This is a genomic window from Rhizobium albus, assembly GCA_030160035.1.
Lineage (GTDB): Bacteria > Pseudomonadota > Alphaproteobacteria > Rhizobiales > Rhizobiaceae > Georhizobium > Georhizobium albus.
In genome coordinates, this window is sequence record BSNO01000004.1 from 500,096 (window position 1) to 521,363 (window position 21,268).

A 21,268-nucleotide genomic window follows, 5' to 3' on the forward strand; every position below is an offset into this window, starting at 1 on the left:
GAGCCAGGGATCGCCTCTCCTCAGAACACTGCATGACCTTCCGTAAGGGAAGCTCAAGCCCGGTGTAACAGCGAGCCGCCAGGCCCGCAATGGATGACCGGCCGCCTGAAGCAGCCGGCAATCAATTGCTGAGCGTATCGAAGAAATCCTTCATGCGCGAGAAAAAGCCTGAGGATTCCGGGCTATTTTCCTTCGACGACAATTGCTCGAACTCAGTCAGCAATTCGCGCTGGCGCTTCGTCAGGTTCTGCGGCGTCTCGATGGCCACCTGAATGTAAAGGTCACCGGACTGCTGCGAGCGCAGAACCGGCATGCCCTTGGAGCGCAGGCGGAACTGCTTGCCGGACTGCGTGCCTTCCGGAACCTTGACCCTTGTCTTGGTCCCATCGAGCGTCACGACGTCGAACTGGCCGCCAAGTGCGGCGGTCGTCATCGAGATCGGCACGGCGCAATAAAGGTCGGCGCCGTCGCGCTGGAAGAACTCATGCGGCTTCACCGACAGGAAGATGTAGAGGTCGCCGGATGGACCGCCGCGAAGCCCAGCTTCGCCTTCGCCCGCAAGCCGAATGCGCGTGCCGTCTTCGATACCGGCCGGAATATTGACCGACAGCGACCGGTCTTCCGTCACGCGGCCCTGGCCGGAGCATTTCGGGCAGGGATCGTTGATCGTCTGCCCGCGACCCTGGCAGGTCGGGCAGGTGCGCTCGATCGAGAAGAACCCTTGCGCTGCCCGCACGCGGCCGCTGCCCGAGCAGGTGGTGCACGTCGTCGGATGCGTGCCCGGCTTGGCGCCGGAGCCCGAACAATTGTCGCACTGGATGGACGAGGGGACGCGGATCTGGGCGGTCTTGCCATGGAACGCCTCTTCGAGGCTGATTTCCATGTTGTAGCGCAGATCGGCACCACGCTCGCGACCGCTTCCGCCGCCACCGGAGCGACGCTGGCGACCGCCGCCACCCATCATCTCGCCGAAGATGTCTTCGAAAATATCGGAGAAGCCGCCGGCGCCTGCGCCGCCGAAGCCACCACCACCGAAGCCACCGGGACCACCCTGCTCGAAAGCTGCATGGCCGAAGCGGTCATAGGCGGCCCGCTTCTGCGGATCCTTCAGCGTCTCGTAAGCTTCGCCGACTTCCTTGAACTTGCGCTCCGCCTCCGCATCGCCGGGATTGCGATCGGGGTGGTACTTCATAGCAAGTTTGCGATAGGCGCTTTTCAGTTCTTTCTCGTCGGCCCCTTTTTGGACCCCGAGCGTCTCGTAGAAATCTGCTTTCGCCATTGAATGCCAGCCCCACACGTCTGACGATCCCGGCCGCCGCGCATGGGCTGCCGGGATCTCTCAGTTGAAGTTAAGCCGACTTCTTCTTGTCGTCGTCGTCATTGACCTCTTCGAAGTCCGCATCGACGACGTTATCCCCATCTTGCGCTGCATCGCGCTGGGCATCGTTTGCTGCCGCTTCCGCCTGGCTGGCCTCATACATGGCCTGGCCGAGCTTCATCGACACTTCGGCAAGGGTCTGCGACTTCGCCTTGATGGCTTCGGCGTCGGGCTCGGAAGCGTCGAGAGTCGACCGCAGATCCGCGATCGCATCCTCGATGGCCTTCCGGTCCTCGGCAGAGACCTTGTCACCATACTCCTTGAGCGACTTTTCGGACGAATGCAGCAGGCTTTCAGCCTGGTTCTTCGCCTCCACGCCTTCGCGGCGCTTCTTGTCGCTTTCGGCGTTGGCTTCGGCGTCCTTCACCATCTGCTCGATATCGGCATCGGACAGACCGCCGGATGCCTGGATGCGGATCTGGTGCTCCTTGCCGGTGCCCTTGTCCTTGGCCGAGACGTTGACGATGCCGTTGGCGTCGATGTCGAAGGTGACTTCGATCTGCGGCACGCCGCGCGGCGCCGGCGGAATGCCGACGAGGTCGAACTGACCCAGCAACTTGTTGTCGGCCGCCATTTCGCGCTCGCCCTGGCTGACGCGGATGGTCACGGCATTCTGGCTGTCTTCGGCCGTCGAGAAGGTCTGCGACTTCTTCGTCGGGATCGTCGTGTTGCGGTCGATCAGGCGCGTGAACACGCCACCGAGCGTTTCGATGCCGAGCGACAGCGGGGTCACGTCGAGCAGGAGCACATCCTTGACGTCGCCCTGCAGAACGCCGGCCTGGATGGCGGCGCCAAGTGCGACGACTTCATCCGGGTTGACGCCCTTGTGCGGCTCCTTGCCGAAGAACGACTTCACGACTTCCTGCACCTTCGGCATGCGCGTCATGCCGCCGACAAGAACGACTTCGTCGATTTCGCCTGCCTGCATGCCGGCATCCTTGAGCGCCGCGCGGCATGGAGCCACGGTGCGCTGGATGAGGTCGTCGACCAGGCTCTCGAACTTGGCGCGCGAAAGCTTCATCGTCAGGTGCTTGGGACCCGACTGGTCGGCCGTGATGAACGGCAGGTTGATTTCGGTCTGCGACGAGGACGACAGCTCGATCTTTGCCTTTTCCGCAGCTTCCTTGAGGCGCTGCAGGGCGAGCTTGTCGTTCTTTAGGTCGATGCCCTGTTCCTTCTTGAACTCGGAAGCGAGGTACTCAACGAGGCGCATGTCGAAATCTTCGCCGCCGAGGAAGGTGTCGCCGTTCGTTGACTTCACCTCGAAGACGCCGTCGCCGATTTCGAGAATGGACACGTCGAACGTGCCGCCGCCAAGGTCATAAACGGCGATCGTCTTGCCGTCCTTCTTGTCGAGACCGTAGGCAAGCGCGGCAGCGGTCGGCTCGTTGATGATGCGCAGCACTTCAAGGCCGGCGATCTTGCCTGCATCCTTGGTGGCCTGGCGCTGTGCGTCGTTGAAATAGGCAGGAACCGTGATGACGGCCTTCTCGACCTTTTCGCCGAGATAGCTTTCAGCGGTTTCCTTCATCTTCTGAAGGATCATCGCCGAGATCTGCGAAGGCGAATAGTCGGTGCCGCTGGCATGAACCCAGGCGTCGCCGTTCGGAGCGTTCACGATCTTGTAGGGCACCATGCCCTTGTCCTTCTGGGTCGTCGGATCCTGGAAGGTGCGGCCGATGAGGCGCTTGATCGCGAAAAGCGTGTTTTCCGGGTTTGTCACCGCCTGGCGCTTGGCCGGCTGGCCGACGAGGCGCTCGCCATCATCGGAAAAAGCAACCATGGACGGCGTCGTGCGCGCGCCTTCCGCGTTTTCGATCACCTTGGCGTCCTTGCCGTCCATGACAGCGACGCAGGAGTTCGTGGTTCCGAGGTCGATACCGATAACTTTAGCCATTGTTCTTCTCTCTCCTTGAAGCGAGCCGTCCGGACCCTCTGTGGCGTTCCGTTCGACGGCCCCTAGCGGGATTGGTGTTCGGTTGTGGCGAGCTTGGCGTCAACAGCAGAGCCAAGCAGGTTTCGGCGTATATAAGAACGGGTTTTTTAGACTGCAAGGCGCTGGATGAGCGACAACATGCAAGCACTTCAAACCGACGCCGAGGCGTCGGTCGAGAAGGCTTTTTGCGGGCTCAGTTGCCGAGGATGAGGTCGAGCAGCGTCGTTGCGCGCGGCTGCGTGGCGCCCGTCGGCTGTGCGTCCCAGTTGCCTTCACCGACGGAAGCCGGCGGCATGGGGGCGCCTTCGTTAATTCGAGGCGAGGTGACGCGCGCCGATCCGTCGAGAATGTCGATGCCCCAGCCGGAAGGATCGTCCTGGCCGGCGATGATGTCGCCGATGCCGTCCGGCGGCACGGGGCCGTATCCCGGCCCCTGATCGATCACGCCATCGGGACGAACGCCGGGCAGCAACGCCGCCGGAACGCCGCGATGCGCGCCGCTCATGAAAGCCTGCCAGGTTTCGGCCGGCAGCCCGCCGCCGGTGACCCGGTTCATGGATTTCCCATCGTCATTGCCGAACCACACGCCCGTCACCAGATTGCTCGTGTAACCGACGAAAAGCGCATCGCGGAACGATTGGGTCGTGCCGGTCTTGCCGGCCGGAAGCCAGCCGCTCATCTGCGCATTGCGCCCGGTGCCAGAACGCACCACTTCGGCCAGCATCGCATTCATCATCGCCGCGACATCGCCATCCAGCACCCGCTCGGGCTGCGTCGCTGTGCGCTGATAGATGAGGTCGCCGTCCAGCGTCTCGACGCGCTCGATCATGTAGGGCTCTGCCTTGTAGCCGCCATTCATCATCGGCGCATAAGCCGCGGTCAGTTCCTGCAGGGTCACTTCCGACGTACCGAGCGAAATCGAAGCATTCGGCGTCAGCGTGGATTTGATGCCGAGGCGGTTGGCAAGCGCGACGACATTCTCTGGCCCCGTCTCCATGACGAGCTGCGCCGCGATGGTGTTCGTCGAGCGGGCCAGCGCCTGGGCAAGCGTCAGCGGGCCATGGAATTTCTGATCGTAGTTTTCGGGCGACCAGTTGCCGATCTGGATCGGGGCATCCTGGCGCACCGAATAGGGGCCGTAGCCCATCTCCAGCGCGCTCGCATAAACGAAGGGTTTGAAGGCCGAACCCGGTTGGCGCCGGGCATCGGTGACGCGGTTGAACTGGCTCTTCGCGTAGTCGTAACCGCCCACCATGGCGCGCACCGCGCCCGTGGCATCGAGCGAGATCAGCGCGCCCTGCGTGACGGCCAGCTCTCCGCCACGCGTGGAAATCGCGTCGACAACGGCGTCTTCTGCGAGATCCTGCAATTGCGAATCGATCGTGGTGGTCACGACCAGGTCGGTCTCGACGGCGCCGATCACCTCGGTGAGCTGGTCCATGACGGCGTCGGCGACATAGTGCTCGGCGCCCGTCCAGTAGCTCGGCGCGCGCGTCGGCGACTGCGTCATGGCCGTGGTGACTTCGGCGTCGCTGACATAGCCCGAATCGCGCATGGCCTGCAGCACCACCTGGGCGCGCTCTTCCGCCGCCTGCGGATCGCGCGCCGGCGAAAGCCGCGACGGCGCCTTCAAAAGCCCGGCGAGAAGGGCTGCCTCGGCCAGCGTGACCTCGTCGGCCGTCTTGTCGAAATAGCGCCGCGAAGCAGCTTCCACGCCATAGGCGCCGGAGCCGAAATAGACCCGGTTCAGATACATTTCCATGATCTGATCCTTGGTGAATTCATGCTCGAGCCAGAGCGCGAGAAGCACTTCCTGGACTTTTCGCTCGACCGTGCGCTCAGGCGTCAGAAAGAGGTTCTTCGCCAACTGCTGCGTGATGGTCGAACCACCCTGCACCACGTCGCCCGCCACCAGGTTGGTGACCATGGCGCGCGCCAGGCCGATCGGGTCAATGCCGAAATGGCTCTGGAAGCGCCGATCTTCGATCGCCATCACCGCTTGCGGGATATAGGGCGAGATTTCGGACAAGCCGCGCTGTTCGCCGCCGGTGGCGCCACGATTGCCGAGCACCTCGCCGCCGACCGAGACGATGCGGACGTTCGGCGGCCTGTCGGGAATGCTCCAGGTCGATGCGTTGGGCATTTGCGCGGCGTAATAGGCGACGATGCCGCCGACGCCGAGCGCGCCCCAGATGCCGAGAACGAAGCACCAGTAGACAAGCGTGCGCATCATTCCGAACACGCCGCGCCGGGGCTTGCGGCCGCGCCGCCCGCCGCCACCATTGCCGCCGCCGCCACCTGATTTGCGGCTGGGCGACACGGCGCTCCGCTTGGACGATGCAGTGCTTCGCCCGCCACCGCTCACGCGGTCATTGCGCTCCACCCGAAAATCGCCCTGGCCCCCGCTGGAAGCCCGCGCGCCCTCGAGCGACGGCTCGATCCGCCTGCTGGTGCTGCGTCTTGGGGCCATGGCAACGAACTACTCAAATGTTTCTGCGGGAAATGTGCCTGTGAAACTAAAATGCGGCGATTTAAGGTGGGGTTAAGGATGCTCTTTCGTCGTTGATTAAGCGTCCGGGTCACCCAACCCGTGTGCCGCCTCTTGTAATTCGAGAGACCCCACCCCACTTCAGGCTCAACGCCGCGCGCTCCACGATCTGGGTACGGCCTTCGGGCCGGGTTTTGGATGGTGTCGAGTGCGCGGCTGACGATCCGCACGGATTGACCACGGATGTACTGGCAGTCACGGCTGATCGTTGAGGAAGCGGGGTTCTAGACAGACCCCGCTTTTTTCTTGCCCAAATTTCAGTCGCCGGCTTTCTGCCTTTGTTCGATGAAGAACGCCTTCAGGCGGTCGATGTCCGCCGGCGTCCAGCCCTGCGGCTCTGTCACTTCCATCCAGCCATCGATGTAATGCTCATGCGCATAGACGTGGCCGTAGCCAATTGGCGCGGTGGTCGCCGCCATGAGGTCGACGGTCAATTGCAGAAAGGTGATGACCGGGAACCAGCGAAATTCGTCGGCAACGTCCGGGCCGCGCGGCGCCTGCATCCAGGACGGCTCGCGATAGACGCTTGGCGGATCGAAGAACGTCACCGGGTCGCTCGCATATTGCAGATAGACGATCCTGAGCGGACCCCATGGGGCCTCCGCCTCGTCGAGTGTGTTCGTCTGGTTGGTGAAGCGCACGACCGACCCGTCCCGGAACCTGGGAAGCCATGCGGGGCTGTCGGGATTGCGGTCGGCCGTCAGGTTGCGCCAGGTGGCAGTGGAGAACGGCGGGCCACTCCAGAGAGCGCCCTGGAAGGGGTCGCCGATCACATCATAGAGATCGACGGAAAGGTCGGAATTCAGGGCACCAAGGCTCAAGCCGTAGAGGTAAAGGTTCGGCCGTCCATCTTCCGGCAGTTGCCGCCAATAATCGTAAACCAGATCGAAAAGCGCGCTTGCCGTGTCGGCCCCGTAGCCCGGCTCGAAGAGCAGCGAAAGCCAGCTCGTGAGGTAGGAATACTGAACCGCAACGCTCGCGACATCTCCCCGCAGGAGATATTCGAGCGGATCCATGGCGGCGGGGTCCACCCATCCGGTGCCCGTCGGTGTGATGATGACGAGGTTGGTGCGCTCGAAGGCATCGACACGGATCAGCTCGTCAAACGCAAGCCGTGCCCTTTCCTCGATCGTTTCGGCGGAATTCAGCCCGACGAAGACGCGGATGGGCTCTTCGACGGCGCTGTCGCCGGTGAATTCCGCGATCTCCGCGGCGCTCGGCCCGGTAGCGACGAATTCGCGGCCCCGGTTCCCAAGATCCTCCCATGTGACGAGCGATGCCGTGCTGCCGGTCTTCAAAGCAAGTTGCGGGCGCGCGAGCGCATCGTCGACGAGAGCATCGATCTGCTGAAACGAGGCGTCAGCGGCGCGCAGTCCGAACCGGAAGAGCACGCCGTCGACCAGCGCCCAGAACACCGCTGCCGCCAGAATGAGCCCCAGCACGTTCGACACCCGCCGCGGGATGAAGCTCTTCAGCTTTTGCGCGAAGATGTGGTTCACCGTCTTGAAGATGCGCGCGACAAGCAGCAGCAGCGCGAAGATGGCGAGCGCGATGAGGCCGACGCGGAAGGGTTGGACCGTGTCGACCGGTGGCAATTCCATCAGCCGGCGAATGGCGTTCTGCCAGTCGGAGGCGAGCCAGAGATAGGTGAAGGCCACGATGCCGCACAGCACCGAGACGACGCGCAGCGCCCGGCGGGTGCCTGCCTCGTCCAGCTCGGGCAATTCAAGATACCGCCAAAGCCATCGCCCAAAGCTGCCGATTCCATAGCCGGCCGCCATGGAGCACCCGGAGAGAATGCCCTGCATGAGGAAGTCGCGTGGCAACAGGCTCGGCGTCAGCGAGGCTGCGAAGAACAGCGTGCCGACGATCAGGCCGGTGGAGCAGGGAGCGTGCAGGAAAGTCCGACGGATCTGGAGCATGGGGTGGGACTAGAGCAGCGTTGCGATCAAGTACATGGGTAGTGTATCGGCCGGCCTTGCAGCGTGCCGATTTTGTGTTCCTTGGCAAGAACGGTGTTGCGCGATCACGCGATGGCCACCATTCGCAGGCAAGAAGGGCGCCATGGTTGGAGTGCCGCCGCGCCGCAAACCATACTCTTGCCCCGAGGCTCAACGTGCGTCTGATTGCCCTCCCTTTGCTTCTGGCGACCAGCATCGCCCTGTCCGCCTGTGCGTCGACCGCCGAAACCGAGCCGGAGAACCTGCCGGCTGCGGAGCGTGCTGGCCTCATGGAGCGGCTTGGCACCTCGCTCAGTTCCGCCTGCGGCCCGACTGCCGGCTGTTACGGACTGGCACTGCGTTTTGCCGGTTTCCTGTGGGAGTATCGCGATAGCTTCTCCGTGCAGACGCGCGTCTATCGCTGCGTCGGCCAGTATGCGCTCGGCGCCGGCTATCGCTGGGGCGTGCGCCGCTTCGTGTCCGAAATCGACAACGAGGCACAGGCAACCTCGATGGTCACCTATCTCTACGAATGCGCGGTGCCGGAATGGGCGCGAGCTTGGTTCGATGGTGAAGAAGACGTGGCCCCGGTCCCGCCCGGCGAGATTGCTCCACCGCCGCGCCAGACCGGACCAGGACCGGCAACGCTTGCGCCGATGCCTGGGGCGCCATCGAACCCTGCTGCGCTGGCACCTGCGGCTCCGGCTGCGACGCCCGCGATCGGGCCGGCGGCTCCATCCACCCCCACCACGACGCGGCAGACCGGCGCAGCCGAGCGCCCATCGGTCATCGGCCCGCCCATGCCGCCATCTGGTGCCGCGGTCCGCCCGCGTGTCGCACCGCCGACGGCTTCAGAGGCGCCGGCAGGAGCGCGGCCCCAGGCGATCGGTCCAAATCGGCCTGCGCCAGCAACCGCGCCTTAACCACACAGATCGTTGATGCGCAGCTTGGCGCCCGCCTTTAGCAATTGCCAAGAGGCGCGAGGTTAGTGTCGCTCCACAGATTGGAGACGACCGAGATGACGATCCCTGCACCGCAGCACCCTAACCGCGTCGATTGGCCTGGCCGCGTCGACTGGCCCACCCGCGTCGACTGGGTAGACCATGCCAAGGGCATTTCCATCCTGCTGGTCGTGATGATGCACTCGGTGCTCGGCGTCGAGGCGGCGATGGGCGTTCCCGGCTGGCTGCACCCGGTCGTCGAATTCTGCCGGCCGTTCCGCATGCCGGCCTTCTTCCTGATCTCGGGGCTGTTCCTCGCGCGCACCATCGACGCGCCGTGGGGCCGCTACATCGACCGGAAGGTCGTGCACTTCGCTTATTTCTACGTGCTGTGGCTGACCATCCAGTTCGCATTCAAGGGCCCGGGCATTGCCATGGAAGAAGGGGCGGGTGCAGCACTCGGCGCCTATCTCACGGCGTTCCTGCAGCCCTTCGGCACGCTATGGTTCATCTATATCCTGCCGGTCTTCTTCCTGTTCACCCGGTTGGTGAAAGGCCTGCCGGTCTGGCTCGTGCTCGCATGGGCGGCAATCATGGAAATCATGCCGATCGCGACCGGCAGCGTGATCTTCGACGAATTCGCCGCGCGATATGTCTATTTCTTCGCTGGCTACGCGCTCGCGGCGCGGGTGTTCGCCTTCGAAGGCTGGACCGCGCGCAACGGGGCTTTGACCGCCGGCGCGCTCTGCGTCTGGGCTCTGGTGAATGTTGCGCTGGCCTTCGGGATCGCACCCGCAGCACTCGCAGGCTACGCCCAGGCGTTCACTTGGGAAGACAAAGCGGCGAAATGGGCCGACCTTCCCGGCATCTCGCTGTTGGCGGGGAGCATCGGCACGCTGGCCGTGATCGCGATCTCCGGCCTGCTCGCCCGGGTTTCATGGTCCAACGGGCTGCGCTGGATCGGGGCCCACTCGATCGTGATCTATCTCGCCTTCTTCCTGCCGATGGCGATCGCCCGCGTCATCCTGATCCGTCTCGGGATCATCACGGACGTCGGCACGATATCGCTGCTTGTCTGGATCGCGGCGGTCAGCGGCCCGATCGTCTTCTACATGATCGTCCAATGGACGGGCTTGGGTCGTTTCCTGTTCGAGCGGCCAGCCTGGGCGAAGCTCTCAAACGAGGGCGGCCGGCAAAAAGCCGACCGCATGGTTCCCGGAGAGTAGGGCGAACGTCGGCTCAGGCCGGCTGGTTTGCCAGCGCGTCCATGATCCGGATCCAGGACCGGATGCCCTTGTGGAACGATGTCAGCTCGTATTTCTCGTTCGGCGAATGGATGCGGTCGTCGGCGAGACCGAAGCCGACCAGCAGCGAATCCATGCCGAGCAGCTTCTGGAAATCGCCGACGATCGGGATCGACCCGCCCATGCCGATCATCACCGCAGGCTTCGGCCATTCGCCCGAAAGCGCATCCTTGGCCGTATTCAGAAGCGGTGAATCATAAGGCAGTTGGATCGCCGGCGAGCCGCCATGCTCGTGGAAGCTGACGGAGCAATCCTCCGGAATGCGATCCTCGACGAACTTGCGGAACGCAGCGCGCACTTTGGCCGGATCCTGTGCGCCGACGAGGCGGAACGAGACCTTGGCAGATGCCTGCGCCGCGATGACTGTCTTGAAGCCTTCGCCCGTATAGCCACCCCAGATGCCGTTCACTTCCGCCGTCGGGCGGGCCCAGGTGAGTTCGTGCACCGAGCGGCCTTTTTCGCCGGCAAGTTTCTTCAGACCGACTTCGCCGAGGAAGTCTTCGGCAGAACGCCCAAGCTTGTCCCAGATCGCCTTGATCTCGTCAGGCGTCTCCTCGACGCCGTCGTAGAAGCCCGGGATCGTGATCCGGCCATCGGCATCGCGCATTTCGGCGAGAATTGACGAGAGGATGTGGATCGGATTGGCGGCCGCTCCGCCGAAATAGCCCGAATGCAGGTCGCGGTCTGCGGCAGTGATGGTGATCTCTTCGCCGACGAGCCCGCGCAGGCCTGCTGAAATCGCCGGCGTTTCCGCATCCCACATATTGGTGTCGCAAACGAGCGCGAAATCGGCCTTCAACTCAGCCGCATTGGCTTCGAGAAACGGCTTGAGCGACGGCGAGCCGGATTCTTCCTCGCCTTCGAACAGGATCGTGACGCGGACCGGCAGCTTTCCAGCCGTCTCGCGCACGGCGCGGCAGGCCTCGACGAAGGTCATCAACTGACCCTTGTCATCAGCAGCGCCGCGGCCGGTGATGACTTTGCGGCCCGACTTCGCCTCGCGCACGGCCGGCTCGAACGGGTCGTTTTCCCAAAGGTTCAGCGGGTCGACCGGCTGAACGTCGTAATGGCCATAGAAAAGGACATGCGGGGCATTCGCGCCGGCTTCGTCATTGTGCGCCACCACCATCGGATGGCCCGGCGTGTCGCGCACCGATGCCTCAAAGCCAATCGTCGACAGTTCCGCGACCAGCCAGGCAGCCGCCTTGCGGCACTCGTCCTTATAGGCGGGATCCGTGGAGATGGAGCGGATGCGGATGAGATCGAACAGACGCTCCAGGCTTGCCGGAAGGTTGGCGTCGGCGCGCTCGAGCGCAGGTGCGGACAGGGACATGGGACGGATCCTTGCAGATTTTTAGGGCAATTGATTTGCGTGGGACCATAGCCGCGTCCGGCCAAAAGAAAAGCCGCCGCGACGGGGGGCGGTGTCGCGACGGCTTCCTATAGATCGGACAAAGGCCCGGAGAGGGGGATGAGGCCTTTGTCCCTATGTCCGGCAGTGGCGGGGGACAAGCCAGTAGAGCCGGACACCGGCAGATTTCGTGTTGCCGATGACATCAATTTGGCTCTGGGAATATGGCGATTCAAGGATGACGAAGATTACAAATTGGTAACGTGTGCGTGAACGTCTGTGGCTTACTACGCGTTACTTGGCTGCTCTTCCAGATGAACCCTATTCGCCTTCTTCCGGGTCCTGCCGCTTGAGCTCGTCCAGCACTGGCATCGACGTGATGTGGTAGCCCGAGTCAACGAAATGCACTTCGCCCGTCACGCCGCGCGACATGTCCGAAAGAAGGTAAAGCGAAGACGAGCCCACGTCGTCGATCGTGACGGTGCGCCGCATGGGTGAATTGCGTGCCTGGTAGCTGAACATCACCCGCGCATCGGCAATGCCGGCGCCGGCCAGCGTGCGCACCGGACCCGCTGAAATCGCGTTCACGCGGATCTGCTTCGGCCCGTAATCGGCAGCGAGATAGCGGACGCTTGCCTCGAGGGCTGCCTTGGCGACACCCATGACGTTGTAGTTCGGCATGACGCGGGTGGAGCCGGCATAGGTGAGCGTCAGAAGCGAGCCGCCTTCGTTCATCATGGCCGCAGCGCGCTTGGCGACTTCGGTGAAGGAGAAGCACGAGATCACCATGGTGCGGGAGAAATTGTCCCGCGTGGTGTCGGCATAGAGCCCCTTCAATTCGTTCCGGTCCGAAAAGCCGATGGCGTGCACGACGAAATCGAGCGTGCCCCATTTTTCCTTCAGCGTGTCGAACACGGCATCGACCGTTTCGATCTGCTCCACGTCGCACGGGAGGAGGATGTCGGAGCCGAGCTCGGCGGCGAGCGGCTTCACGCGTTTGCCGAAAGCATCGCCCTGATAGGTGAAGGCAAGTTCCGCGCCGGCAGCGCGCAGCGCCTTGGCAATGCCCCAGGCGATGGAATGGTTGTTGGCGACCCCCATGATGAGGCCGCGCTTTCCGTTCATGATGTCGGTCTTCATGCGATCGATCCTGCCTTCAGCCTTCGTAGCGCTGGAAGACCAGCGTCGCGTTGGTGCCGCCGAAGCCGAAGGAGTTCGATAGAACCCGATCGATCTTCACGTCGTCGCGGCGTTCGGTCAGGATCGGCATGCCTTCGAACTCGGGATCGAGCGTCTCGATATGGGCGCTCTTGCCGAGGAAACCCGCCTGCAACATCAGAAGCGAGTAGATCGCCTCCTGCGCGCCCGCCGCACCGAGCGAATGGCCGGTGAGCGACTTCGTTGACGAGATGAAGGGGATCTTGTCGCCGAAGACTTCGCGGATCGCGCCGATCTCCTTGCTGTCGCCGACGGGCGTCGATGTGCCGTGGGTGTTGATGTAGTCGACGGGACCGTCGACCGTCTTCAACGCCTGGCGCATGCATCGTACCGCACCTTCGCCGGATGGAGCGACCATGTCGTAGCCATCCGACGTTGCGCCGTAGCCGACGAGTTCGGCATAGATCTTTGCGCCGCGTGCCTTGGCGTGTTCCAGCTCTTCCATGACCAGAACGGCGGCACCACCGGCGATGACGAAGCCGTCACGGTTGGCGTCGTAGGCACGCGAAGCGGATTCCGGTGTGTCGTTGTACTTCGACGACATGGCGCCCATGGCGTCGAAGAGGTTCGACATGGACCAGTGCAAATCCTCGTGGCCGCCGGCGAAGACGATGTCCTGCTTGCCGAGCTGGATCAGTTCGGCGGCGTTGCCGATGCAATGCGCCGATGTCGAGCAGGCCGACGAAATCGAATAGTTGACGCCGTGGATCTTGAACCAAGTGGCAAGCGTCGCCGAGGCGGTGGACGACATGGCCTTCGGCACCGCGAACGGTCCGATGCGCTTGGGGCTGCCGTTCTTGAGCGTGATGTCGGCCGCTTCCACAATGGTGCGGGTGGACGGGCCGCCCGAGCCCATCACGATGCCGGTCATCTCGTTGGTGATGTCGCCCTGTTCGAGCCCGGCATCGTCGATCGCCTGCTGCATGGCGACATGGTTCCAGGCGCCGCCCTGGGAGAGAAAGCGCGCCGCACGACGATCCACCAGCTCGCTCGTGTCGATCTTGGGCGAACCCCAGACCTGGCAGCGAAAGCCGTGTTCGGCGAAGTCTTCCGAGCGGGAAATGCCCGAACGGGCGTCCCGAAGCGACTGCGTGACCGCCTCCTGATCGTTGCCGATCGAGGACACGATGCCGAGCCCGGTCACAACCACACGTCTCATCTGGAAATTCCTTTTTTCATCCGTCCGCTGGACTGGTCGCATGGACTGACCCCTTCAAACAGGCCAGTTCCACCCGCCGAGTCCTGGTCTCAGGCGCTCTTGTCCTTGAACAAGCCGACCCTGAGGTCGCTGGCCTTGTAGATGGTCTCGCCATCGGCCTTCAGCCAGCCCTCGGCGATGCCGAGCACGAGGCGGCCGCGCAGCACGCGCTTGAAGTCGATGCCGTATTCGACGAGCTTCGTCTCGGGCGTGACCATGCCGGTGAATTTCACTTCGCCGGTGGAGATTGCCCGGCCACGGCCCGGCTCGCCGAGCCAGCCGAGAAAGAAGCCGGTCAACTGCCACATGGCGTCTAGGCCGAGGCAGCCGGGCATGACCGGGTCGCCCTGGAAATGGCACGGAAAGAACCAGAGATCCGGCTTGATGTCGAACTCCGCGCGCACGAAGCCTTTGCCGAACTCACCACCCGTTTCCGATATCTCGGTGATCCTGTCGAACATCAGCATCGGCGGCAGCGGCAGCTGCGCATTGCCCTGTCCGAACAGCTCCCCACGGCCGCATCGCAGGATGTCCTCGTAATCGTAACTGGATTTCTTATCCATGAAGGCTTGCATCTCCTCGGCGCGCCGCTCGCTCGAAAACTTCCCCTACGTCAGTTCGACGGGAGCGGCCGACCCTATCATACCGTTGCCGCGGGATTGAACCCTCGGCAATTCGCGCCCACCGCTTAACCGAACTTTATCTCAAGCACCAGTGCGCAAGGCATTCAGGCGCAGTGTCCATGCGCGTCAAAGTGGGCTCTATTGCATGCGCTTGCCGGAAAAGTTATATCCTAAGCAAGGATTGACCCTGATAATGAGTGCCATGACCGCGACGCTGAATGCCATGGAAGCCTTCTCTTGCCCGACGCGCTCGATCGACGTGCGCCTGCGCGATGCAGGTCTGCGCCCGACGCGGCAGCGCATTGCGCTGGGCGGGCTTCTGTTTGCCAAGGGCGATCGCCATCTGACGGCTGAGGATCTGCACGAGGAAGCGGTTCGCGCCGGCGTCCAGGTCTCGCTCGCAACCGTCTACAACACGCTCCATCAGTTCACCGAAGCCGGCATGCTGCGCGTTCTCGCAGTCGAAACGGCGAAGACCTATTTCGACACAAACACGTCGGACCATCACCATTTCTTCGTCGAAGGCGACAGCGAAGTGCTGGACATCGACACCGGCGATGTCGAGGTCGGCAATCTGCCGGAGCCACCCGAAGGCATGGAAATCGCCCATGTCGACGTGATCATCCGGCTGCGGAAAAAGACTTAGTTCGTTCCGGCAGGATAATGGGTTGCGAGGATCGTCGCGAAGCGCCGATCCTTTTTCGTTTCAGCGGAAGGCTTCGCCCGGATAGGCGCCCCAGATCTCCTGCTGCGAAACCCAGCCCGATGCGCCGTCGACCGTGCTTTCGCACCAGTTCCCATCGCAGCCATTGACGCGCAAAACGACGCCCGGTGCGAGCTTGGCGACGAGGCGTCCACGCGCTTCGCGATCGCCATACATCTCGACATAGACGTTTTCGCCGCGATTGCGCATCCAGGGTGCCGCGATCGCGGTGCGCTCGCCCGAAAGCAGCGCCTGGTTGATCCAGCCCTCGGCGCCTTCCGCGTCGCGGACCTTGCGCCAGTTGTCGTACTCCTGGATGACTTCCATGGGCATGCCGGAGCGGGTGTAGCGCCACGAGATGGCGTAATCGATTCCCGGGCCGACGCGCATGTTGACCTTCGCGGCCTTGAGGCTGACGAACCGCGGCAGCGGCAAGCCGCTCGCTCCACGGTTGGTCGATTGAGCCTGCGCAAGCGTCGCCCCTGCTGTCATCGCCAGCGTGAGCACGAGCGTGGGCAGAAGTTTTGCAATCATCGACTTACGCAAGATTTTCAACTCCCAAGGGTGCCGATCGAGCCTCATGCTCCCGGTGTGCTCCGACGCCGCGGACGGCGGACACGAGACGGCACCGACTTTTGTTTGTCATCGCCGGGCTGTCTGGTAGAAGCGAGGTTCCAGGGAGAAAGTGTCGCTGAGTTTGGTTAACGCGCTCTCAACAAGAAGGGGCCTGATACAAGATGGCGATCCGGAAGCGGCCTAAGGTCTTCATTACGCGCAAATTGCCGGATCCGGTCGAAACGCGCATGCGCGAATTGTTCGATGCGCATCTGAATATCGAGGACCGCCCGCTTGCCCAGCCCGAGCTCGTCGCAGCAATGCGCGAGAGCGACGTGCTGGTGCCGACGGTGACCGACCGCATCGATGCGGCGATCATCGAGCAGGCCGGAGAGAACCTGAAACTGATCGCCAATTTCGGCAATGGCGTCGACAATATCGATGTCGACGCTGCGGCAAAGCGCGGCATCACGGTCACGAACACGCCGAACGTGCTCTCCGAAGACACGGCCGACATGACCATGGCGCTGATTCTCGCCGTGCCCCGTCGCCTGACCGAAGGCGCGCAGATCCTGACGACAGACGATGGATCCTGGCAGGGCTGGTCGCCCACCTGGATGCTCGGCCACCGCATCTGGGGCAAGCGGCTCGGCATTGTCGGGATGGGCCGCATCGGCACTGCGGTCGCACGCCGGGCAAAGGCGTTCGGCCTGTCGATCCACTATCACAACCGCCGGCGCGTCAGCCAGCAGACCGAGGACCAGCTCGAGGCAACCTATTGGGACAGCCTCGACCAGATGCTGGCGCGCGTCGACATCGTGTCCGTCAATTGCCCGTCGACGCCGGCGACGTTCCATCTCCTTTCGGCGCGACGGATCGCGCTGATGAAGCCCGGCGCCTACATCGTCAACACGGCGCGCGGCGGGATCATCGACGAGAAAGCGCTGATCCAGGCGCTGAAGGACGGTGCTATCGCCGGCGCAGGGCTCGACGTGTTCGAGCACGAACCGGCCGTCGATGCGAAACTCATCAAGCTGGCGGAAAGCGGCCGCGTCGTGCTCCTGCCGCATATGGGGTCGGCGACCGTCGAGGGTCGCATCGACATGGGCGAGAAGGTCATCATCAACATCCGCGCTTTCGTCGACGGCCACCGGCCGCCCGACAGGGTGCTGCCGGGCCGCAACTGATCTCAGGAGAAAGCTGGAATTAGCGCACGATCAGCGTGCCGGCGCCATGTTCGGTGTAGAGTTCAAGCAGCACCGAATGGGCGACCTTGCCGTTCAGGATGACGACGCCTTCGACGCCGGCCTCGATGGCCTGAATGCAGGTTTCGACCTTTGGGATCATGCCGCCCGAGATCGTGCCGTCGGCGATCAGCGCATGGGCTTCGGCGACCGACAGTTCCTTGATCAGCTCGCCCGACTTGTCGAGCACGCCCGGAACGTCGGTGAGGAACAGAAGCCGCGTCGCGTTGAGTGCGCCCGCAACAGCACCCGCGAACGTATCCGCATTGATGTTGTAGGTGTGACCATCCCGGCCGGGCGCGACGGGCGCGATCACGGGGATCATTTCCGATTTCGCCAGAAGATCGAGAAGCGTGCGGTCGACCTCGACAACTTCGCCGACGAAGCCGAGATCGAGAACCCGCTCGATATGGCTGTCCGGATCGACGATGGTCTTCTTGGCCTTTTCGGCGAAGACCATGTTGCCGTCCTTGCCGCACAGGCCGATGGCCCACTCGCCCTCGGCATTGATCAGCGCGACGATTTCCTTGTTGATCGAGCCAGCAAGAACCATCTCGACGATCTCGACCGTCTTCTGGTCGGTGACGCGCAGGCCACCTTCGAACTTCGATTCGATGCCCATCTTCGTCAGCATGGCGCCAATCTGCGGCCCACCGCCATGAACGACGATCGGGTTGACGCCGGACTGCTTCAAGAGCGCGATGTCGCGGGCGAAAGCCTGGCCCAGCGCCGCGTCACCCATGGCATGTCCGCCATATTTGACGACGATCGTGCGGTTCTCGTAGCGCTGCATGTAGGGTAGTGCCTGCGACAGCAGTTCCGCTTTGATCTGGCTGTTGTTTTCGCTGTCTGCCATGTCGCCGTGCTCTCGGGTGCCCTCAAGGTTTGCCGGCTTTTAGACGGATTGCCCCTCTGCCGCAATGTGCTTGACCACAAAGGGCTGCGCTGCCTTTGCGCCACGATATGGGTGTTAATAACCCGCATCTGCGCTAGATCAGGGAAGTGCGGGAAACGGAACTGGTAAGGCAATGACGCAGGATATCGAAGCGTTGATCGCTCGCGTCGCGCTTCGCGACCGTTCAGCCTTTGCCGAACTCTATCGCAAGACCAGTCCGAAACTTTTTGCCGTGTGCCTGCGTATTCTGGTCGATCGGGCCGAGGCCGAAGAGGCACTGCAGGAAGTCTATGTGAAAGTCTGGCAGCGGGCTGACCGGTTTGCGATCGGCCGCGCCAGAGGGATGACGTGGTTGTCGGCGATCGCCCGCAACCACGCGATCGACGTCATCAGGGCGCGAAAGCCGGTTGCACGCGACATCGATGACGCGATCGCCGTTGCCGATCCGTCCCGCAATCCCGAAGAGACGGCTCTGGCCGCCAGCGAGGGAAGGCGGATCGAAGATTGCCTGCAGGAACTGCCGGAGGACAGGGCCCAGGCGGTGCTCAAGGCCTATGTCGAGGGCTTGAGTTACGAAGAACTGGCGCGCCATTATGGCGTGCCGCTGAACACGATGCGAACCTGGCTACGCAGGTCGCTCATCAAGCTGAGAGAATGCCTGGAACGATGAACGCGGCCGGTGACGACGACACGGATAGGTGGGACGACGACGAGACGCTCGCCGGCGAATACGCACTCGGCGTCCAGGATCTGGCGCTCCGCAAGGAGCTCGAGGCGCGCATTGCGCGCGACCCGGGATTTGCGGAACGCGTCGCCCGCTGGCAGGCGGATTTCGCCGCCATCGATGACGCTCTTCCCGCGTCCGCCCCGCCGCGCGACCTTTTCGCCCGCATAGAAGGCCGGATCTTCGGCGTTCCAGCTGCACGGCCGGGACGCTTTGGATCTCTCTGGCAATCCGTTGGTCTGTGGCAGGGACTGGCTGCGGCGTCCCTGGTCGCGGTGCTCGCGCTGGGCGCACTGCTCTGGCACGGAAGCTGGTCGACACAGACCCCGAACGCTTTGATTGCCGAACTGGCTGCGGTCGGCGACGCGCCGGTCGACCTCGTCGCCCGTTATGACGGCGGCTCCGGGCGCATTCAGTTGATGGCTGCCTCGCTGAGCGCCGACGATGCGCGCGTGATGGAACTGTGGCTGATCGAAACGGCCGATGCCGCGCCCGTCTCGCTCGGCGTTGTCGGGCGGGACAGTGAGGGCGTCTTGGTGATCGAGGCGCCGATGCGCGCCCGGCTCTCCGAAGGCGCCGTGCTGGCCGTTAGTCTGGAGCCGCAGGGCGGTTCGCCGACGGGCCAGCCGACCGGCCCGGTGATCGCAAGCGGCGAAGTTCGGCGCCCCTGATCAGCGCTGGATTGTCGGTCGCAGCTGTGGCCGAAGAAATTGCTGCACGCGGCTGAAACTTTCTGAAAACCGCACCCGTACATCCAAGCGCGAACCCCATCAGGTCCGCCGCTGCCATGCTGTCCGGATGCGGCGCGGCCTGCACCCTCCGTCATGTGAGCACCCAACGCACTCCAACGCATGGCGGAGGGGACCTTCGCCCCTGAGAAGTACGCATCGCTCGTCACGCGCAGTTGAAGAGGCGTAATTCGCCATTCGGCGGTCGATTATCTATATTGGATGCAACACAGCGGCTGCAATCGTGCCCGCAGAGGAGTGATCATGATCACGCGACGCAATTTTCTGCTTTCCGGAGCCGCACTGGCGATTGCTTCCGGCATCGGCTTCTCGATCACGCGGCGCATGGAGGCCCATGCCGCCCCTGAAGGCACCTTCGAGTTCACGCGCACAGAAGAGGAATGGCGCGCACTGCTGAATGCCGAGCAGTACTCCGTGCTGCGCGAAGAGGCGACTGAGCGGCCATTCACCAGCCCGCTGAACGACGAAAAGCGCGCTGGCCTCTTCCACTGCGCCGGCTGCGATCTTCCCGTCTATTCCTCCACGACGAAATACGACAGCGGGACCGGATGGCCGAGCTTCTGGGACTCGCTGCCGAATGCCATCGGCACCAAGGCCGACAATTCGCTTTTCATGACCCGCACGGAATGCCACTGCCGCCGCTGCGGCGGGCATTTCGGCCACATCTTCGACGATGGCCCGCAGCCGACTGGCAAGCGGCATTGCCTGAATGGCGTCGCGCTCGTCTTCAAACCCGGCGAAACCACCCCCGCCTGAGGATAGACCTCAGCTTCAAACGGCAATCAGCACGAACGCCGTCACGGAAATGAAGACCCAGGAGACTGCGCCCAGCGCAAGCGGGCGGAGCCCCTTGGCTCTCAGTTTCCCAATGTCAGTCATCAGCCCCATCGCCCCCATGGCTGCGGCGAGAAGGATCGACGCTGCTGCTGAAGCGGCGGTGCTGACGGCCTCAGGCAGCGCAATGGCGCTGTTCAGTGCCACCATCGCCAGAAAGCCCAGCACGAACCAGGGCATCGGCACCCGTGCCGGCCCGGCCGCTTTCCCGCTGTTCAGATCCCGCCTCGCACGCCCGCGCCAGGCGGCCCAATAACCGAGCGACAGCACAAGCGGCGCGAGAAGCATCACGCGGCTGAGCTTAGCGATCGTGCCGCTTTCCAGCGCCTGCTCGCCGCCCTGGAACGCCGCGGCAAGCACCTGCGCCACCTCATGGATCGCCGCGCCGGTCCAAAACCCGTAATCGTCGCTTCCCATTCCGCTTATCGCAGCGATCAGCGGAAACAGGACCATGGACAGCGATCCGAAGAGCGTGACGCAGGCAACCGCGTAAGCGACGTCCTCGTCGCTGCCGCGCGTCACGGTGTTGGTGGCGAGAATGGCGGAGGCACCGCAGATCGACGTGCCGGCGGCGATCAGTTCGGCCAACTTCTTGTCGACACCGAGCAAGCGCCCGGCCAGGCACGTGAAGAAAAAGCAGGCGATGACCGTAGCCAGGATGATGAGAACGCCACGCCCGCCGACCGAGATGACTTGCCCAATGGTCAGCTGCAGACCGAGCAGGACGATCGCGAAGCGCAGCACCGGCCGAAGCGCAAATTGCAGCCCCGGCTCGGCGGCGATAGGTGGCCTAATGATGAGGCGACCGACCATGCCGAGCACGATTGCCACGATCAGCGGGCTGAGAAACGACAGCCCGGAAGCGGCCACGATCCCGTAGGCGAGCGCCGCAATGGCGAAACTCAATGCCAGTCCCGGAAGGATGCGGGTTGTCGCGACCAAACCGCCGCGGCCAGCCGAACCATCCTTGCGATGCGTGGCAACGGCAGCGGTGGGCGAAGGTGCAAGCGACATTGACTGGGCTGGTCCTAGAGTTGCGACCACCTCTTATCCACCCGCAGCATTCGATCGATCCATCGAATAGTATTTGTATGTTCGTTCGATTTTTCTTGTTATTTTGTTCTGGG

18 protein-coding genes are annotated in these 21,268 nt (G+C 63.3%); 7 read left to right on the plus strand and 11 right to left on the minus strand.

Features of this window, described 5'->3' with window-relative positions:
• Positions 1 to 121 precede the first annotated feature (121 nt).
• The 4 genes from dnaJ to QQL76_RS17685 form a co-directional block, all read right to left on the minus strand.
• On the minus strand, positions 122 to 1,279 hold the full coding sequence (gene dnaJ / locus QQL76_RS17670; RefSeq protein ID WP_126006889.1) for a molecular chaperone DnaJ: 1,158 nt from the start codon (positions 1,277 to 1,279) through the stop codon (positions 122 to 124).
• 70 nt (positions 1,280 to 1,349) lie between these two features.
• Positions 1,350 to 3,275 (minus strand): Hsp70 family protein, encoded by a 1,926-nt coding sequence (gene dnaK / locus QQL76_RS17675; RefSeq protein WP_499208763.1) that lies wholly within the window; start codon positions 3,273 to 3,275, stop codon positions 1,350 to 1,352.
• A 232-nt stretch (positions 3,276 to 3,507) separates the two neighbouring features.
• Complete coding sequence (locus QQL76_RS17680) at positions 3,508 to 5,784, minus strand: transglycosylase domain-containing protein (protein ID WP_499208764.1); 2,277 nt, start codon at positions 5,782 to 5,784, stop codon at positions 3,508 to 3,510.
• 335 nt (positions 5,785 to 6,119) lie between these two features.
• Entirely contained in the window at positions 6,120 to 7,784 is a 1,665-nt protein-coding gene (locus QQL76_RS17685) for an alpha/beta hydrolase (RefSeq protein ID WP_499208765.1), read from the minus strand.
• Between the two features lie 194 nt (positions 7,785 to 7,978).
• On the opposite strand from QQL76_RS17685, the gene QQL76_RS17690 reads away from it, so the two are divergent.
• Both QQL76_RS17690 and QQL76_RS17695 read left to right on the plus strand, forming a co-directional pair.
• Positions 7,979 to 8,725, plus strand: a complete 747-nt coding sequence (locus QQL76_RS17690) for a hypothetical protein (protein ID WP_499208766.1) — start codon at positions 7,979 to 7,981, stop codon at positions 8,723 to 8,725.
• A gap of 95 nt (positions 8,726 to 8,820) precedes the next feature.
• On the plus strand, positions 8,821 to 9,969 hold the full coding sequence (locus QQL76_RS17695; protein ID WP_499208767.1) for an acyltransferase family protein: 1,149 nt from the start codon (positions 8,821 to 8,823) through the stop codon (positions 9,967 to 9,969).
• 13 nt (positions 9,970 to 9,982) lie between these two features.
• Here the strand turns inward: QQL76_RS17695 and QQL76_RS17700 are convergent, their stop codons facing one another.
• The 4 genes from QQL76_RS17700 to fabA form a co-directional block, all read right to left on the minus strand.
• On the minus strand, positions 9,983 to 11,380 hold the full coding sequence (locus QQL76_RS17700) for a M20/M25/M40 family metallo-hydrolase (protein WP_499208768.1): 1,398 nt from the start codon (positions 11,378 to 11,380) through the stop codon (positions 9,983 to 9,985).
• Positions 11,381 to 11,719: 339 nt separating this feature from the next.
• Complete coding sequence (gene fabI, locus QQL76_RS17705) at positions 11,720 to 12,538, minus strand: enoyl-ACP reductase (RefSeq protein WP_499208769.1); 819 nt, start codon at positions 12,536 to 12,538, stop codon at positions 11,720 to 11,722.
• 16 nt (positions 12,539 to 12,554) lie between these two features.
• Entirely contained in the window at positions 12,555 to 13,775 is a 1,221-nt protein-coding gene (gene fabB / locus QQL76_RS17710; RefSeq protein WP_499208770.1) for a beta-ketoacyl-ACP synthase I, read from the minus strand.
• A gap of 89 nt (positions 13,776 to 13,864) precedes the next feature.
• Positions 13,865 to 14,377 (minus strand): 3-hydroxyacyl-[acyl-carrier-protein] dehydratase FabA, encoded by a 513-nt coding sequence (fabA, locus tag QQL76_RS17715; RefSeq protein ID WP_126006871.1) that lies wholly within the window; start codon positions 14,375 to 14,377, stop codon positions 13,865 to 13,867.
• Between the two features lie 262 nt (positions 14,378 to 14,639).
• Between fabA and irrA the strand changes: the two genes are divergently transcribed.
• Complete coding sequence (irrA, locus tag QQL76_RS17720) at positions 14,640 to 15,083, plus strand: iron response transcriptional regulator IrrA (protein WP_499208968.1); 444 nt, start codon at positions 14,640 to 14,642, stop codon at positions 15,081 to 15,083.
• Between the two features lie 60 nt (positions 15,084 to 15,143).
• Here irrA and QQL76_RS17725 read toward each other — a convergent pair whose 3' ends face one another.
• Complete coding sequence (locus QQL76_RS17725; RefSeq protein ID WP_499208969.1) at positions 15,144 to 15,674, minus strand: SH3 domain-containing protein; 531 nt, start codon at positions 15,672 to 15,674, stop codon at positions 15,144 to 15,146.
• A gap of 203 nt (positions 15,675 to 15,877) precedes the next feature.
• Between QQL76_RS17725 and QQL76_RS17730 the strand changes: the two genes are divergently transcribed.
• Positions 15,878 to 16,882, plus strand: coding sequence for a 2-hydroxyacid dehydrogenase (locus QQL76_RS17730; protein WP_499208771.1), 1,005 nt, complete (start codon positions 15,878 to 15,880; stop codon positions 16,880 to 16,882).
• Between the two features lie 19 nt (positions 16,883 to 16,901).
• Here the strand turns inward: QQL76_RS17730 and argB are convergent, their stop codons facing one another.
• The gene (gene argB / locus QQL76_RS17735) at positions 16,902 to 17,795 is read right to left on the minus strand and encodes an acetylglutamate kinase (RefSeq protein ID WP_499208772.1); all 894 of its coding nucleotides are present in this window, start codon (positions 17,793 to 17,795) and stop codon (positions 16,902 to 16,904) included.
• 172 nt (positions 17,796 to 17,967) lie between these two features.
• Here argB and QQL76_RS17740 point away from each other — a divergent pair, with 172 nt between their 5' ends.
• The 3 genes from QQL76_RS17740 to msrB all read left to right on the plus strand — a co-directional run bounded on the left by QQL76_RS17740 (position 17,968) and on the right by msrB (position 20,063).
• A complete protein-coding gene (locus QQL76_RS17740) occupies positions 17,968 to 18,504 on the plus strand; it encodes a sigma-70 family RNA polymerase sigma factor (RefSeq protein WP_499208773.1) in 537 nt (178 codons plus the stop codon).
• Positions 18,501 to 19,229, plus strand: coding sequence for an anti-sigma factor (locus QQL76_RS17745; RefSeq protein WP_499208774.1), 729 nt, complete (start codon positions 18,501 to 18,503; stop codon positions 19,227 to 19,229). Before QQL76_RS17740 ends, QQL76_RS17745 begins: the two co-directional genes overlap by 4 nt.
• Before the next feature lie 321 nt (positions 19,230 to 19,550).
• On the plus strand, positions 19,551 to 20,063 hold the full coding sequence (gene msrB / locus QQL76_RS17750) for a peptide-methionine (R)-S-oxide reductase (protein WP_499208775.1): 513 nt from the start codon (positions 19,551 to 19,553) through the stop codon (positions 20,061 to 20,063).
• Positions 20,064 to 20,078: 15 nt separating this feature from the next.
• On the opposite strand, the gene QQL76_RS17755 is transcribed toward msrB, so the two are convergent.
• Positions 20,079 to 21,155, minus strand: coding sequence for a YeiH family protein (locus QQL76_RS17755; protein ID WP_499208776.1), 1,077 nt, complete (start codon positions 21,153 to 21,155; stop codon positions 20,079 to 20,081).
• Between the last annotated feature and the right edge of the window lie 113 nt (positions 21,156 to 21,268).

Coding starts and splice junctions, on each gene's coding strand:
- dnaJ (WP_126006889.1), bottom strand. CDS start 1,279: ATGGCGAAAGCAGATTTCTACGAGACGCTCGGGGTCCAAAAAGGGGCC.
- dnaK (WP_499208763.1), bottom strand. CDS start 3,275: ATGGCTAAAGTTATCGGTATCGACCTCGGAACCACGAACTCCTGCGTC.
- QQL76_RS17680 (WP_499208764.1), bottom strand. CDS start 5,784: ATGGCCCCAAGACGCAGCACCAGCAGGCGGATCGAGCCGTCGCTCGAG.
- QQL76_RS17685 (WP_499208765.1), bottom strand. CDS start 7,784: ATGCTCCAGATCCGTCGGACTTTCCTGCACGCTCCCTGCTCCACCGGC.
- QQL76_RS17695 (WP_499208767.1), top strand. CDS start 8,821: ATGACGATCCCTGCACCGCAGCACCCTAACCGCGTCGATTGGCCTGGC.
- QQL76_RS17700 (WP_499208768.1), bottom strand. CDS start 11,380: ATGTCCCTGTCCGCACCTGCGCTCGAGCGCGCCGACGCCAACCTTCCG.
- fabI (WP_499208769.1), bottom strand. CDS start 12,538: ATGAAGACCGACATCATGAACGGAAAGCGCGGCCTCATCATGGGGGTC.
- fabB (WP_499208770.1), bottom strand. CDS start 13,775: ATGAGACGTGTGGTTGTGACCGGGCTCGGCATCGTGTCCTCGATCGGC.
- fabA (WP_126006871.1), bottom strand. CDS start 14,377: ATGGATAAGAAATCCAGTTACGATTACGAGGACATCCTGCGATGCGGC.
- irrA (WP_499208968.1), top strand. CDS start 14,640: ATGACCGCGACGCTGAATGCCATGGAAGCCTTCTCTTGCCCGACGCGC.
- QQL76_RS17725 (WP_499208969.1), bottom strand. CDS start 15,674: ATGATTGCAAAACTTCTGCCCACGCTCGTGCTCACGCTGGCGATGACA.
- QQL76_RS17730 (WP_499208771.1), top strand. CDS start 15,878: ATGGCGATCCGGAAGCGGCCTAAGGTCTTCATTACGCGCAAATTGCCG.
- argB (WP_499208772.1), bottom strand. CDS start 17,795: ATGGCAGACAGCGAAAACAACAGCCAGATCAAAGCGGAACTGCTGTCG.
- QQL76_RS17740 (WP_499208773.1), top strand. CDS start 17,968: ATGACGCAGGATATCGAAGCGTTGATCGCTCGCGTCGCGCTTCGCGAC.
- QQL76_RS17745 (WP_499208774.1), top strand. CDS start 18,501: ATGAACGCGGCCGGTGACGACGACACGGATAGGTGGGACGACGACGAG.
- msrB (WP_499208775.1), top strand. CDS start 19,551: ATGATCACGCGACGCAATTTTCTGCTTTCCGGAGCCGCACTGGCGATT.
- QQL76_RS17755 (WP_499208776.1), bottom strand. CDS start 21,155: ATGTCGCTTGCACCTTCGCCCACCGCTGCCGTTGCCACGCATCGCAAG.